This is a genomic window from Budvicia aquatica DSM 5075 = ATCC 35567 (genome assembly GCF_000427805.1).
GTDB lineage: Bacteria > Pseudomonadota > Gammaproteobacteria > Enterobacterales > Enterobacteriaceae > Budvicia > Budvicia aquatica.
In genome coordinates this window covers 1-13629 of record NZ_ATYS01000047.1, presented here as the reverse complement: position 1 = coordinate 13629, position 13629 = coordinate 1, and the positions used below count along the sequence as shown (strand labels likewise).

The 13629-nt window shown below is 45.5% G+C and carries 13 protein-coding genes; 6 read left to right on the top strand and 7 right to left on the bottom strand.

Annotation, left to right across the window (positions count from 1 at the left end; translation table 11 throughout):
• Nucleotides 1-33: 33 nt before the first annotated feature.
• The 6 genes from yigB to lptM all read right to left on the bottom strand — a co-directional run bounded on the left by yigB (nt 34) and on the right by lptM (nt 4906).
• Complete coding sequence (gene yigB, locus YWE_RS0116145) at nt 34-750, bottom strand: 5-amino-6-(5-phospho-D-ribitylamino)uracil phosphatase YigB (RefSeq protein ID WP_029095479.1); 717 nt, start codon at nt 748-750, stop codon at nt 34-36.
• The gene (gene xerC, locus YWE_RS0116140; RefSeq protein ID WP_029095478.1) at nt 750-1676 is read right to left on the bottom strand and encodes a tyrosine recombinase XerC; all 927 of its coding nucleotides are present in this window, start codon (nt 1674-1676) and stop codon (nt 750-752) included. The genes yigB and xerC overlap by 1 nt, the downstream gene beginning before the upstream one ends.
• Entirely contained in the window at nt 1673-2392 is a 720-nt protein-coding gene (locus YWE_RS0116135) for a DUF484 domain-containing protein (protein ID WP_029095477.1), read from the bottom strand. The genes xerC and YWE_RS0116135 overlap by 4 nt, the downstream gene beginning before the upstream one ends.
• Nucleotides 2389-3213: a diaminopimelate epimerase gene (gene dapF / locus YWE_RS0116130; RefSeq protein WP_029095476.1), complete on the bottom strand. Its 825-nt coding sequence runs from the start codon at nt 3211-3213 to the stop codon at nt 2389-2391. The genes YWE_RS0116135 and dapF overlap by 4 nt, the downstream gene beginning before the upstream one ends.
• Nucleotides 3214-3347: 134 nt before the next feature.
• Entirely contained in the window at nt 3348-4598 is a 1251-nt protein-coding gene (lysA, locus tag YWE_RS0116125) for a diaminopimelate decarboxylase (RefSeq protein WP_029095475.1), read from the bottom strand.
• A 125-nt stretch (nt 4599-4723) separates the two neighbouring features.
• Nucleotides 4724-4906, bottom strand: coding sequence for an LPS translocon maturation chaperone LptM (lptM, locus tag YWE_RS0116120; protein ID WP_029095474.1), 183 nt, complete (start codon nt 4904-4906; stop codon nt 4724-4726).
• A 78-nt stretch (nt 4907-4984) separates the two neighbouring features.
• On the opposite strand from lptM, the gene cyaY reads away from it, so the two are divergent.
• The gene (cyaY, locus tag YWE_RS0116115; protein ID WP_029095473.1) at nt 4985-5308 is read left to right on the top strand and encodes an iron donor protein CyaY; all 324 of its coding nucleotides are present in this window, start codon (nt 4985-4987) and stop codon (nt 5306-5308) included.
• A gap of 116 nt (nt 5309-5424) precedes the next feature.
• Here the strand turns inward: cyaY and YWE_RS0116110 are convergent, their stop codons facing one another.
• Nucleotides 5425-7968, bottom strand: a complete 2544-nt coding sequence (locus tag YWE_RS0116110; RefSeq protein ID WP_487042776.1) for a class I adenylate cyclase — start codon at nt 7966-7968, stop codon at nt 5425-5427.
• A 414-nt stretch (nt 7969-8382) separates the two neighbouring features.
• Here YWE_RS0116110 and hemC point away from each other — a divergent pair, with 414 nt between their 5' ends.
• From hemC to YWE_RS27555, 5 genes are all read left to right on the top strand, one after another.
• Nucleotides 8383-9324, top strand: coding sequence for a hydroxymethylbilane synthase (gene hemC / locus YWE_RS0116105; RefSeq protein WP_029095471.1), 942 nt, complete (start codon nt 8383-8385; stop codon nt 9322-9324).
• Entirely contained in the window at nt 9321-10070 is a 750-nt protein-coding gene (hemD, locus tag YWE_RS0116100; RefSeq protein ID WP_029095470.1) for a uroporphyrinogen-III synthase, read from the top strand. Before hemC ends, hemD begins: the two co-directional genes overlap by 4 nt.
• A 23-nt stretch (nt 10071-10093) precedes the next feature.
• Nucleotides 10094-11272: a uroporphyrinogen-III C-methyltransferase gene (gene hemX / locus YWE_RS0116095; RefSeq protein ID WP_029095469.1), complete on the top strand. Its 1179-nt coding sequence runs from the start codon at nt 10094-10096 to the stop codon at nt 11270-11272.
• A 3-nt stretch (nt 11273-11275) separates the two neighbouring features.
• A complete protein-coding gene (gene hemY / locus YWE_RS0116090; protein ID WP_029095468.1) occupies nt 11276-12463 on the top strand; it encodes a protoheme IX biogenesis protein HemY in 1188 nt (395 codons plus the stop codon).
• A 608-nt stretch (nt 12464-13071) separates the two neighbouring features.
• On the top strand, nt 13072-13422 hold the full coding sequence (locus YWE_RS27555) for a DUF1294 domain-containing protein (RefSeq protein WP_051323384.1): 351 nt from the start codon (nt 13072-13074) through the stop codon (nt 13420-13422).
• The last annotated feature ends 207 nt before the right edge of the window (nt 13423-13629 follow it).

The following is a 13629-nucleotide window of genomic DNA, read 5'->3' as shown; positions in this document are numbered from 1 at the left end:
TATACTGGTAATTTATACAGATGAATAGAGAGTTTATATCAACAGGCACAGCGAATCCAACTTGGAAATCTCAATATGTGGTAATAAACACCCTGTTGGTTCATCAATCAGACTCTTATTTCGGTCATTAATCCAGCACGCCTGCAGCCCGTGACGTATTGCACCAGCTACGTCAGTAACAAGATCGTCTCCGACATGAAGTATAAATTCAGGCGCTAAATTCAAGCGTTGAGCAGCGTTCAGATACATATCTCCAAAAGGTTTTGCCCGTCCGTCCGGGCCGGCACGCAATACCATCTGAAAGTATTCACTTAAGCCAAACAGCTCAGGGTCGGCATTGCCATTAGTCACTGCAACTAGCGGATAACGAGTTGCCAACAGGCTTAGTGTCACATGAGTGGACTGAGGAACATCAATACGGCTGCGCCAGTAACGGAAATTTTCCATGGTCAGCGCAGCACCCTCTGCAGCCGCACTCTCGCTGTATCCATATTTGGTCAGTGTCACCTCAAACGCACGGCGACGCCATTCGCTGACGTCGTGATAAATATCCGGTTGTTGTTCAAGTAAATCCAGACGAATTTGATTAAAACCTTTGCGATCTAAAGCAGCCAGTTGAGGAAACTTGGTCTGCATAAAGTTCACAACTTCGGTCTCAGTACGTTCAATAACCGGTCGATTGTCATACAGAGTGTCATCAAGATCGAAAGTTAACGCTTTAACCGGCCCCAGCGGACGATAAAAGTGCATCATGATTTTCCTCGTTTAGCCCGCGGATGTGCAGCGTCATACACTGTCGTCAGATGCTGAAAATCCAAATGGGTATAAATTTGAGTCGTGGAGAGGTTAGCATGACCCAGTAGCTCTTGCACCGCTCTCAGGTCACCGCTAGATTCCAGCATATGGGTAGCAAAAGAGTGACGCAGCTTATGGGGATGTACATGACTGCTAATCCCTTGTTTAACGCCCCATTGAGCAAAGCGTTTTTCAACATTACGTGCCGAAATGCGGTTACCATGTTTAGAGATAAACAGCGCATCATCGTCAGGTGCATAAAACTCACGCACCGGCAGCCAATGATTCAGCCATTCAATGGCCATTTTACCAATCGGCAACTTCCGCTCTTTACTGCCTTTACCTATTACGCGGATTTCTCCGGCATCCAGATTAACCTGTCGACAATCTAATCCAACCAGCTCAGATAAACGCAGACCCGCACCGTACATCAGTTCAAGCATAGCCCTATCGCGAATAGCCAGAGGATCATTCATATCGATATCTAACAAATGGCTGACTTCATCGACGTCCATATTTTTAGGCAAATGGCGGCCTTTGCGGGGAGTAGAAATACCTTTCGCCGGATTAGCGCCGATCTTCCCTTGCCCGACAAGCCAGTCGAGGAAGCTGCGTAAAGCTGAAAGTCTGAGAGCCAAGCTGGCTGACTGTAATCCTGAGCGTTTACTGCGGGCTGCCAGCATGCGTACACCAGCCGCATCCAACATCGACCAATCAGTCACTCGAATCTCGACGGCAAGCTCAATTAAAACCGCCAACTGGCGCTGATAACTTTTTAGCGTATAGGGACTCAGTTGGCGTTCAATGCGAAGATAGCGAAGAAAATCATCAACCGGAAGCTGTAATGACGAGCAGGATAATTGGGCAGGGCGATCGGTCATACCGGTTCAACCCAACGCGCTAACAGGCCGGGTAATAAAATACTCAGTTGATCAAGCAGCAGCGTTCCCATACCAGTATGATAATGCTGAGTATCTCGGCTGGTAAATATCACCATCCCCAGATCGCCCATCTTACCCAACAGAGAAATAGCCACCGAACCGACCATTTTAGCCTCTGGCATCAACAGCAGAATTTCAGGCCCGTTCAACTGACCTAAATACTGATTGCGATCGCCTAAGCGCTGAATCCTCATCGGTTCAAAAGCCTGCCGGGACAGCGATAAATGAGTAAAATCAGAGGGGGCGTTTAAGCGCCATTTTTCACTGAATAAGCGAAGTGTTGCCCCAGCCAAGCCAAGAGACTTTGCCCAATTTTGTAGCCGGGATAAAAAATCCTGCAGGCTGATAGCCTGAACTAATTCATTTTGCAGATTGATCAAACGACCAAACAGAATCTCATTGGCCGTGGCCTGTTCCATAAGCAGGGTAATCTCTTCTTCTAACTGCTGAATATGATTACGCTGACGGCTCATTTGCCATTCAACTAATGAAACACTGTCTCGCACCGGATGAGGCACTCGCATCTGTTCTAACTGACGGGCGTTACGTATAAAAAAATCCGGATTATTCAACAAGTACTGGCTGACCAGCTCATCACTCAGCTTGACTCGCTCAAGTTCCGACGTTGCTCCGCCTTCTTTTATATGATTACTCATAGGTGAATAAATCCATCATAAACATGCGTTGCGGGCCCGACCATATACAGCGGATTACCCGGCCCTTTCCAACTAATTTGCAGGCTTCCGCCCGACAAATCGACATTAACCTGCTGATCCAAAACGCCCTGACTGATCCCTACCGCAACGGCGGCACAGGCACCACTGCCACAGGCTTGCGTTTCTCCGGCGCCGCGTTCATATACTCTTAAACGAATATTGCTACGGTTAATCACCTGCATAAAACCTATATTTGCACGCTCGGGGAATCTTTCGTGGCTTTCCAACAGCGGGCCTAAAACGCTAACGCTGGCAGTCTGAACATCATCGACCTGCAATACGCAGTGCGGATTCCCCATAGAAACGACGCCACCAAAAACGGTATGTTCAGATGCGCGGAAGATATAGGTCTTCTCCACTTTTGGCGCTCTGAATGGCACACTGGCAGGCTCAAAATCAGGTTCACCCATATTGACGGTCACCAGATCGTCATCACTCACCGATAAGGTCATACGGCCATTCTGAGTACTCACTTTAATATCTTGCTTATTGGTTAAGCCCTTTAACCGCACAAAGCGAGCAAAACAGCGAGCACCGTTGCCACACTGGGACACTTCACTACCGTCAGCATTAAAAATCCGATAATGAAAATCTAAATCCGGATCATAAGGCGCCTCAACGACCAGAAGCTGATCGAACCCGACACCATAATGGCGATCCGCCAAACGACGAATCAGCTCCGGTGAGAAATAGACGTTTTGAGTCACCGCGTCGACAACCATGAAGTCATTGCCTAAGCCATGCATTTTAGAGAATTGCATTTAACTACCCCACTTACGGTGGCTTTATCATCCTTAATAGCCACCTATTAAATTCTCGTCTTGCCAGGCCAACTTTGTGCTTTGCTGTGATAAGTGCAGCGCAGAGCAGAACCAGAAAACATATACCTTTAAAGTTATTTAATCAGATGTTCACCACGCCAGAGGTCTTCAAAACGCTCACGCTCACGCACTAAATGCGCCGCGGATCCGTCAACCATAACTTCAGCCGGACGGCAGCGAGTATTATAATTAGAACTCATACTAAAACCGTATGCGCCTGCGCTACGGACCGCCAGAAAATCACCCTGACTGATATTCAGCTCACGCTTCTTACCTAAGAAGTCACCGGTTTCACACACCGGTCCGACAACGTCATAAACCTGAGATTTACCCGAGTCTTTCTGTTCAACCGGGATAATTTTCATCCATGCTTCATACAATGACGGTCTGATTAAGTCATTCATACCGGCATCAACAATCGCAAAATGATGGTCATCCTGATCTTTAATATATTCAACCTGAGTGACCATAATGCCCGCATTTGCAGCTATTGCTCTTCCCGGCTCGAAGCAAAGTTCTAAATGTTCACGACCTTTCAGTTTTTGCAACAGTGCGGTGACATACTCCATTGGTTCTGGCGGAGTTTCATCATCATAGCGCACACCTAATCCACCACCGAGATCCAGGTGATGGATAGAGATACCGTCTTCAGCCAATTGATCGAGTAGCACTAACATACGGTCTGCTGCATCGAGGAAAGGCGATAATTCAGTTAGTTGGGAACCTATATGGCAATCAACGCCGCGAATGTCGATATGCGGTAACTCATTAGCAATGCGATAAGCTTCGCGCGCCAGCTGGTAGCTAATACCAAACTTATTCTCTTTCAAACCGGTAGAAATATAAGGATGGGTTTTTGCATCCACGTCCGGATTTACACGCAAAGAGATTGGCGCTTTAACGCCCATTTCACCAGCAACTTGATTCAACCGGTGCAATTCAGGCAGTGACTCCACGTTAAAGCAGCGGATACCCACTTCCAGAGCCCGTTTCATTTCAACGGCAGTTTTAGCTACGCCAGAAAACACCACTTTAGCCGGGTCACCACCGGCGGCTAACACGCGTTCCAGTTCCCCTTGAGACACAATATCAAAGCCAGAACCCAAGCGGGCCAGTAAATTCAGAAAAGCTAAATTGCTATTGGCTTTAATTGCGTAACAAATCAGATGGGGATGGTTAGACAAAGCGTCATTAAAAGCGTGCCAGTGCCGTTCAATCGTTGCACGGGAATAAATATAAAGAGGCGTACCAAAACGTGCAGCTAAGTCTGCTACCGCAACATCTTCCGCCCACAGCTGCCCGTCTTTGTAATTAAAGTAGTCCATATGCTTTGCCTAATCTATTTTATACTACGGGTATCACACCCAATATTTCATATACTGTAAGTTACCCTGTCCGGGGATATTTCTGCCAGCGTTAAACCACACTAACCGGCATTTTTCTGCCGTTTTTATTTTGCAGCATCGCTTGCAGCCTGAGTATTACTCTCAGTTTGTACTGGTTGAGCAACATCAACCGCAGCTTCCTGCTTAGGCGCTTCATCAGCGGGCATATATAACGGGCCTTTTAAACCACAGCCAGCCAGCCAAAGTGTCGTTAATACCAATAATGCGCAACGAAAAGTTCTATTCATTGAAATAAGCCTGTGATTCATTTTGTTTAGCCCTCTATAATCGCAGCTAGATCACGAAAAGCAACAGGAATTCTGATTATGAATGATACTGAATTTCATCAACTGGCTGATAAGTTGATGCGTTATATCGAAGAAGCGATAGATAATATTGATGGCGACGCTGATATTGACTATGAAACCAACGGTGGTGTCATGTCACTTTCTTTTGAAAATGGCACGAAAATTATTATTAATAAACAAGAACCTATGCATCAAATCTGGCTAGCAACTAAGAGTGGTGGATACCATTTTGATTACCGTGACGACCGTTGGTATTGCGATCGCAGCGGTCAGGAATTCTTATCATTACTCTCTGAAGCCTGCTCTCAGCAATCCGGTGAAGATGTATCGCTGTTGAAATAAATTTTATTTTTATTCAAAAAAAGGCCGGAATGCTGTTTAACATTCCGGCCTTGTTATTCTTATCTGCCTGACTTTAGCGACACGAATGACAGAACCAGACGCTAAAACATAGCTCATCAGAAAGTATGGCTGAGCATAATATCTTTTTTAGTGATGGGAACCGTAGGCGCACTCAGTGGTGAAATGGAGTTGCTATTAAATGGAATAATGCTGGCTTCGCCGTCGGTATAAACAATTTGATAAAACTGTGGCAAATTAAAGTTAACCGAGCCGGAACCATAGGTAAATCGTTCGTGGGAAGAGGCGTAAAAACGGCTCACATCACAAACCAGTTCCTCAATACAGCCTTGGCAATTTAAATAAACCTCAACCCGGTTCAGCTCATCAAGAATATAGATATTGAAACCCTTATCGGCATTCTCAAAGAAGAACTGAATAATTCCTTCACTGGCAGAACCGTCAATAATTTGCGGCAGATGATCCTGTTCAGCGTTCAACTGAATAGGAATACCATTCAATTTGTTGTTCGAGATTGCTCCGTAAAACTCAACGGCATTTTCCAGCTTTTGTACCGATACGCTGAGGCGTTCAAAGAACAATCCCCAAGTCTGACCGGAAATTCTTAATGCTTTGAAGCGGTGAGATTCCTGACGAGTACTGGATAATCGCAGATTAATACATTCAGACACCAACTGCTGCAACCGAGTCTGGATAAGCCCGCGCAAATGCTCGCTATAGCAGAAAACATCTACTGATTCAGGTGGTTGAGCATCCTGATGCATTTTACCTAAAATGGTTTTAAGCGCTTCAAGCACCGCCTGACTACCGGTAAAGTGAAGCGTACGAACTTCATTCCATGAGTTTCGATATAAAAGATCGACGCTGCCAATCAGGCACTGTTCCTGTTTACCAAAGCTAAATACGTCTAACTTACCTAAATCGAACGGTTGGGTCTCTTCCAGCAGTGACGCCGTTGGATCGTTTTCCAGATTGACAATAAGCGCCAGATGGCGGATTTCACAAGGGCTGTAGAGCGCTTTTGGCGTTGATGCCGGCACTCTTAACGGAAAGTGTTTTGCAATATCCGCAACAAAAGCCTGTAGTTTTTCAGTATTACAATGTTCGCTATTTTTTACGTGTAGCTGAGTGCCCGGCGTCAGTAATCCGTTGAAATAAGACCACGCCACTAACTTGCTCAGATAGCGATTATATTCCAACGGTTGGTGGCCAATGATTGAATCAACGGTGGGAGCCTGATTGTAGAGATACCATCCAGCCCGATTAGCCCGATCTATCGGTACCTGAATAAAGGTCAGGTTCTTTTCAGATAAATCCGGAGATATTTGAGGATTAACCAGAGTCACTTTACCCGGGAGAGCCTCAAAAGCGGCATACAGTTTGCGGGTCAAGACCCCGATATCTTGCGGGCTGGCACTTACGCTTAAATTATTGCGGCGGGCAAAACGAATCAGATTACGATAGCTTTGCATTAACGCATCAAGCAATTCATTATTGGCTTCGCGCACCCGTTCGATTTTCCAGTTTGCCCGGTTATCCAGAATTTCAAGGCGGGTATTATCCCATCCCCACTCCAGCACTAACTGGTTCAGAATTTCCCGGCGCCAGTTCCCCTGAGCAGGAATGGTTTCACTAGGTTCAGATAACCGTTCGCACACTTTTAAATAAAAACATCGGCGCACCAAATCAAGCCGGGTATCATCACCAATAGCCTGTAGGTAAATAGTGACCCTTTCCAGCATCATGTAATATGCGTCAAGGCTAAAAGAGTCCAGCTCACCGTTGTGCAATCTTCTTTTTATTTCTATTGCCAGTAGCTGAGCCTGTGGGTATTCCCACGAATAGGTCTCAAGCAACAGGGTTTTCAGCACGGCTTTGTAAGGTGAGTCGATACTTTTATAAAGTTGCCATAGACTGGCACCAAAATACTCTTCAGCCGATAATGACCCTAGCCCGCCCAAATCGATCCATTCGTCACGCTGAAGCTCGCCCTGAGCAAATAGCCCGGAAACGTACTCCTCATAATTCATTTCCTGATTGTCGGGAACCACGTTCCATAGCAAAGGTTTACCGGCCAGTTTTACTGCGCTGCGATAAAACTCATCTAATAACAGGATATGTAGCGTAGAGCCACAGTCTTCGCTGTCTAGTTTGCCACTTTGATTTTGACGAAAGCGGTTTTCATCGATCAGGAAGAAGTTAACCTCAACGCCTAGAGACGCAGCCCATTGCTCAAGCAAAATACATTTTGCCTGCAGAATTGTGCGCTCGTTGCTGTTTAACCACGACTGGTGACAAATCCATATATCAAGATCTGACGACTGGCTTTGTCCGACTGAGGAAGTGCTTCCCATACAGTAGACGCCCGTAATAGGTAAGACCTGAGTCGTATGGGGAATTAAAGGAATGCCGGTGTTTTGGCAAAAATCAGCCAGATACTGGCTTTGTGTATCGCTGGGGATATAAGAACAGATTCCGTTAGGTACGATTCCATCCTGATATCCGGGCATTTTAGGGTGGTGGTAATGCAAAAAAATGGGCAGCAGCATATACACCTGCTGAAAAGCGGATCCCATGTTCGCCATAGCACGATTGATACGTAATTGATTTAACGTATCTAATCGCTGCTTTAATAAGGTCATATTAAGATGCAAGACGATTTGCCTGATTAATTCCTACAGTGATTAAAGGAACTGCATTCTGGATGCATGCTTAAATAGCCGAAACTATCTACCACCGGTTGCCAGAAACGTGATCAATTTAACACCTTGCGAGCAAGGCGTAAAGATATAGACTCGTCGCCGATACCCTCTGAGCCCTCTTTATCACTGAGATCGAGGCAAGATAATCGGTAAATATCAGACTTTGCTGCTGAATAATAAATAGTTTCAGCAACAGTGAATATGCCTAAAATAATTCACAGCCTAGCCGAGTGATACATCCAACGCATCTGCCACTTGAAGTATGACGGGTATAGCGATAATTATTCTGTACGCTGACACTATGCACACCAACTGATAGAATAGCCGCATATAATAAAAAGGTAATGATAAAGCATGTCTAATAATATTATCCGCATAGCTACCCGTCAAAGCCCGTTAGCCTTATGGCAGGCTCACTACGTTCGGGATCGTCTACTCGAATGCCATCCTGATCTTACCGTAGAGTTGGTGACTATGGTGACCAAGGGTGACATTATTCTGGATACCCCGCTGGCTAAAGTCGGTGGTAAAGGACTGTTCGTTAAAGAGCTGGAAGTGGCAATGCTTGAAGGGCGTGCCGATATTGCCGTTCACTCAATGAAAGATGTTCCTGTCGCATTTCCGGAGGGTTTAGGCCTGGTGACCATTTGCCAACGGGAAGACCCGCGTGACGCCTTTGTCTCCAATAATTTTAACTCTCTGGACCAATTACCTAGCGGCAGTATCGTCGGTACCTCCAGCCTTCGTCGTCAATGTCAGCTAAGAGCCCGTCGCCCTGATTTAACCATTCTGGACCTGCGTGGAAACGTAGGCACCCGTTTAGGAAAACTGGATAACGGTCATTACGATGCCATTATTCTGGCCGCAGCCGGCTTAAAGCGTTTAAAGCTGGAAGAACGTATTCGTGCTTATATGTCACCGGAAGAATCATTGCCGGCCGTTGGTCAGGGTGCAGTCGGTATTGAATGTCGTTTAGACGATCATAAAACCCGCGAACTTTTAGCCCCTCTCAACGATATCAATACTCAAGTCCGGGTGCTGGCTGAACGGGCAATGAACGCTCGCCTCGAGGGGGGCTGTCAGGTTCCGATCGGCAGCTATGCCGAATTGGAAGGCGATACCTTATGGCTAAGAGCGTTGGTTGGTGCACCAGACGGCAGTCAGATTATTCGTGGTGAACGCCGTGGCCCGGTAAAAGATGCAGAGAAAATGGGTGTTGAGCTGGCAGAAGAATTACTCGGCCAAGGTGCAGATGTTATTTTGCATAACGTCTATCGGGATTACACACCACAATGAGTATTCTGGTAACACGCCCATCCCCTTTCGGTGAACTGTTGGTCAAACAGCTCACCGAACATGGCATGGACGCTTACCATACCCCACTCATTACTTTTAGCCCGGGTGATGAACTGGATAAGCTAGCGCATTATCTAACAGCAATGAAAAGTGGTGATATTGTCATCGCAGCTTCTCAACATGCTGTAAATTATGCAAAAAACAAGTTAGCCCAAGATAATTATGCCTGGCCTGAAAATATCAATTACTTGGCTATCGGCTATAAAACGGCCTCGGTGCTACAGTCAGCACTGCAGAAAGCCACCTCTTCTCTGGTGGGTTACCCTCAAGGTCGCGAAATTAGCGAAGAACTGTTAAAATTACCTCAATTACAGCAGGTTGCTGGCAAGAAAATTTTGATACTCCGTGGCAACGGCGGACGTGAGTTTTTAGCTGAAGAGCTAAAGAAGCAGGGAGCTGATGTTATTTTTTGTGAATGTTATCAACGCCATATGATAAATTACGATGCTAGTGAGATTTGCCAACGCTGGCAAGCACTCAATATAGACAGGCTAGTAATTACCAGTGGAGAAATGTTACAACATCTGTACCACCTTGTTCCTGCAAACTACCAACAATGGCTATTAAGTTGCCGTGTCATAGTGGTCAGTGAACGTCTTGCAATCATGGCTAAAGCTTTAGGCTGGACACAATGCCTGATTGCAGACAATGCAGATAATGATGCGCTACTTCGCGCACTACAATAAATTTAACTATGGGATGAGCCAGGATGACGGATTCAACGACCCCATCAGCACCAGTTGAGCAGCAAAAAACGCCAACTGAAACAAAAACAGAAGTCAAAGCGCCGGCAGCAAAGCAGGGTGGCCGTTCAGGTGCAGCCCTTGGCGCGATTGCGATTGCTTTAGTGATTGCACTTGGTGGTGGGCTTTACTATCACGGGCATCAACAGGCCGCATCCCAACAGGCGATTATTCAAAAGCTCCAGTCCCAGATAGATGCTTTAAAAACGGGCCAATCTCAAGAGGAAGGGCGCTTTGCTACCTCACTAAGTCAGCAATCCGATCTGCTAAAAAGTGCTGAACAAAGAATGGCGGAGCAAAGTAGCTTACTAAAAGCTCAAGAATCTCATCTGCAAGAATTACAGACAAAGATGACGGCTATTGCGAACAGCGATACTAAAATCTGGCGTTTGTCTGAGGCGGATTACTTAGTCAAACTTGCGGCCCGTAAGCTATGGAATGAGCAGGATATTCCAACTGCAGAAAGCCTGTTAAAAAGCGCAGATGACTCATTAGCTGAGTTACGCGATCCAAGCCTGAATGAGGTTCGTCAGGCTATTATCCAAGATATTAATGATATTTCAGCGATTAGCCAGATCGACTTTGATGGCATTGCATTAAAGCTGAATCAGCTCTCCGATCAGATTATGAATTTGCCGTCGGCCAGTACAGACTGGGACAATACGCCGATGGAGAAAGGTAGCACCGAGGTCAGCGGTGAGCTAAAAGACTGGCGTCAAAATTTAGAAAAAAGCTGGCATAATTTTATGTCTGAATTTATTACTATTCGCACCCGCAACGTTCCGGACAATGAGCTAACCAGCCCGCTATTAACGCCGGATCAGGATACATACCTGCGAGAAAATCTGCGATTAAAACTGTTGATTGCAGCCCGAGCAGTATCCCGCCATCAGGGTGATATTTATAAGCAATCATTGGAAAGCGTCTCCACTTGGGTACGGGCTTACTTCGATACTGAGCAACCTTCAACTAAAGCGTTCCTTGAACAGATAGATGAACTAAGCCAGCAATCCATCAGTCTGGATTTACCAAAGGAACTAAAAAGTCTGGAACTGTTGGACAAGGTAACCCAAAGCCGCATGCGAAACATGATGCTACAAGCACCAACGCCAGCACCGTCGACTACCAGTAATCAGGAGGGCTAACTTATGTTACGCATACTCTTTTTATTGGCAATATTAGTCGCGGGTATTGCTCTGGGCCCAATGTTTGCCGGCCATCAGGGCTCAGTATTAATCCAGACCGATAACTACGACATTAAAATGAGCGTTACCGGTCTGGCGATCGTAGTCGCGTTATTGTTTATTATTCTATTCTGCATTGAATGGATACTACGTCGGGTATTCCATACCAGCGCTCGCACTAAAGGCTGGTTCATTGGTCGCAAGAGTACCCGAGCGCGTAAACAAACCCGAGCGGCACTACTTAAGCTGACTGAGGGTGATTTTTCACAGGTAGAAAAATTGCTGACCAGCAATGCTGATTATGCTGAACAACCGGTTGTAAACTATTTACTTGCTGCTGAAGCAGCGCAACAAAATGGCGATACACAGCGCATCAACGATTACTTAAGCCGCGCAGCAGAGTTGGCTGACACCGATCAACTACCGGTCGATATTACCCGAGTGCGGATTCAATTAGCTCAAGGCGAATATCATGCGGCCCGCCATGGCGTAGACCAGTTACTCAACGATGCGCCACGCCATCCGGAAGTGCTTCGATTAGCACAGCAGGCCTATCTGAAAACCGGCGGCTATAGCTCATTGCTTGAAATTATCCCATCAATCGAAAAAGCTAAACTCTATGATGAGGATACGCTGGAAACTTTACGTAATCAGGCTTATATCGGTTTGATGAATCAGGCAATGTCAGATGGCGGTAGCGAAGGTTTAAGGCAGTGGTGGAAAGATCAGCCGCGTAAGGTTCGGAATAACCATGCCTTACAAATTGAGCTGGCCGACCATTTTATCGCCTGTGATGATAATGAACAGGCGCAAAAGATCATTTTAGATAGCCTAAAGCATCAATATGATGAAAAACTGATTAAGCTGATGCCAAAACTTAAATCCGGTAATCCCGGACCATTGGAAAAAGAACTTCGGTTACAGATCAATGAACATGGTTCAACCCAGCTATTAAACAGCACATTGGGTCAATTGCTGATTCAACACGGTGAGTGGGAACAGGCCAACCATGCTTTACTTGAGGCCATAAAACAACAGCCTAATGCTCAGGACTACGCGCTATTAGCTGACACCTACGATAAGCTAAATCGCCCGGCTGAAGCCGCCCAGATGCGCCGTCAGGGACTAGCGTTGACACTGACTAACAACTGAAAAATCGATACGGGTTCCTAAAGGGGCCCGTATCGACATTGTTCTTTCTTTTCTTTCTACCCTCAATCTCTTCACTAGCTTCATGGTAAATTTTAGGCAAAAAAAACACTTGCCTAGAGGGGCAAGTGTGAGAAAAAATCAGGTCAAAGGACAACATGGTGGTGTCTCACTCAACGTTATGTCTGATGTTTGATGACAATGTCATCAATAAGCTAGACGATAGACACCATTACTCGGCTCTGCATCATTCGATAGGCTTATGAAGCGATCCTTAAATCAACTATCATAAAGAGGTGAATGAGCATTCTACATTTTAGTTATTGCATTCATTGTGCCAACTTTTAGTTAATTGATAAATATCTCAATATAAAAAATGCAACCATATGATTAATAATAGATATTAAACTTTAAATAGTCGAACAGAAAAGCAGGCTTTATCCCTATGTAAATAAAACCATCAGGAGTAAAGCGTCTCTTTTTAGAGACAACAAACCAATGATATTTTTTTATCAAATAAAATCAATATATTACATGTCTTTGAGTAACGACAACCGTCTAAGAATATCTGTATTCCCACAGACAGTATCACCAAAGCAGGAAGCTTTTCAGTGAAGAACAAATTAAACCTCATATTGATTGTTTTTATTACGCTATTTTTCTACTTTATCGCCTTTATGGTTGCTTCCGGCAGGCTGTCGCTAAACGTGATGCTGCTATATGTCACACTGAGTATCGTCACCTTTTTCCTTTATATGAAAGATAAGTCGGCCGCTAAAAGTCATGACTGGCGTATAAAAGAGCGGACGCTATTTCTATTCGGGTTATTAGGCGGATGGCCAGGGGCACTGTTTGCCCAAAGGGTATTTCATCACAAGACGCAAAAAACTCAATTTCAGCTAATCTATTGGCTCACTGTGGTCATAAACTGTGGGGGACTAGCTGCCCTAATCTATATCTAGGTAGTGTAATTCAGTTTCAGAGCAGGTTTTGTCCGCGCAAGCCGTATCGGGATATGGCGATTTTCTAGCGGCCAAGGAAGGTGTTGCCCAAACTGACGGCTCAAACCTCCTGCGGAGATTCTCATCCTCTGAACTTCAGGCGTAAAAAAACCTGCTCGAAAGCAGGTTTCTTAAAATTGGTCGGCGAGAGAGGATGACTCATCACTG

Coding starts and splice junctions, on each gene's coding strand:
- yigB (WP_029095479.1), bottom strand. CDS start 750: ATGCACTTTTATCGTCCGCTGGGGCCGGTTAAAGCGTTAACTTTCGAT.
- xerC (WP_029095478.1), bottom strand. CDS start 1,676: ATGACCGATCGCCCTGCCCAATTATCCTGCTCGTCATTACAGCTTCCG.
- YWE_RS0116135 (WP_029095477.1), bottom strand. CDS start 2,392: ATGAGTAATCATATAAAAGAAGGCGGAGCAACGTCGGAACTTGAGCGA.
- dapF (WP_029095476.1), bottom strand. CDS start 3,213: ATGCAATTCTCTAAAATGCATGGCTTAGGCAATGACTTCATGGTTGTC.
- lysA (WP_029095475.1), bottom strand. CDS start 4,598: ATGGACTACTTTAATTACAAAGACGGGCAGCTGTGGGCGGAAGATGTT.
- lptM (WP_029095474.1), bottom strand. CDS start 4,906: ATGAATAGAACTTTTCGTTGCGCATTATTGGTATTAACGACACTTTGG.
- cyaY (WP_029095473.1), top strand. CDS start 4,985: ATGAATGATACTGAATTTCATCAACTGGCTGATAAGTTGATGCGTTAT.
- YWE_RS0116110 (WP_487042776.1), bottom strand. CDS start 7,968: ATGACCTTATTAAAGCAGCGATTAGATACGTTAAATCAATTACGTATC.
- hemC (WP_029095471.1), top strand. CDS start 8,383: ATGTCTAATAATATTATCCGCATAGCTACCCGTCAAAGCCCGTTAGCC.
- hemD (WP_029095470.1), top strand. CDS start 9,321: ATGAGTATTCTGGTAACACGCCCATCCCCTTTCGGTGAACTGTTGGTC.
- hemX (WP_029095469.1), top strand. CDS start 10,094: ATGACGGATTCAACGACCCCATCAGCACCAGTTGAGCAGCAAAAAACG.
- hemY (WP_029095468.1), top strand. CDS start 11,276: ATGTTACGCATACTCTTTTTATTGGCAATATTAGTCGCGGGTATTGCT.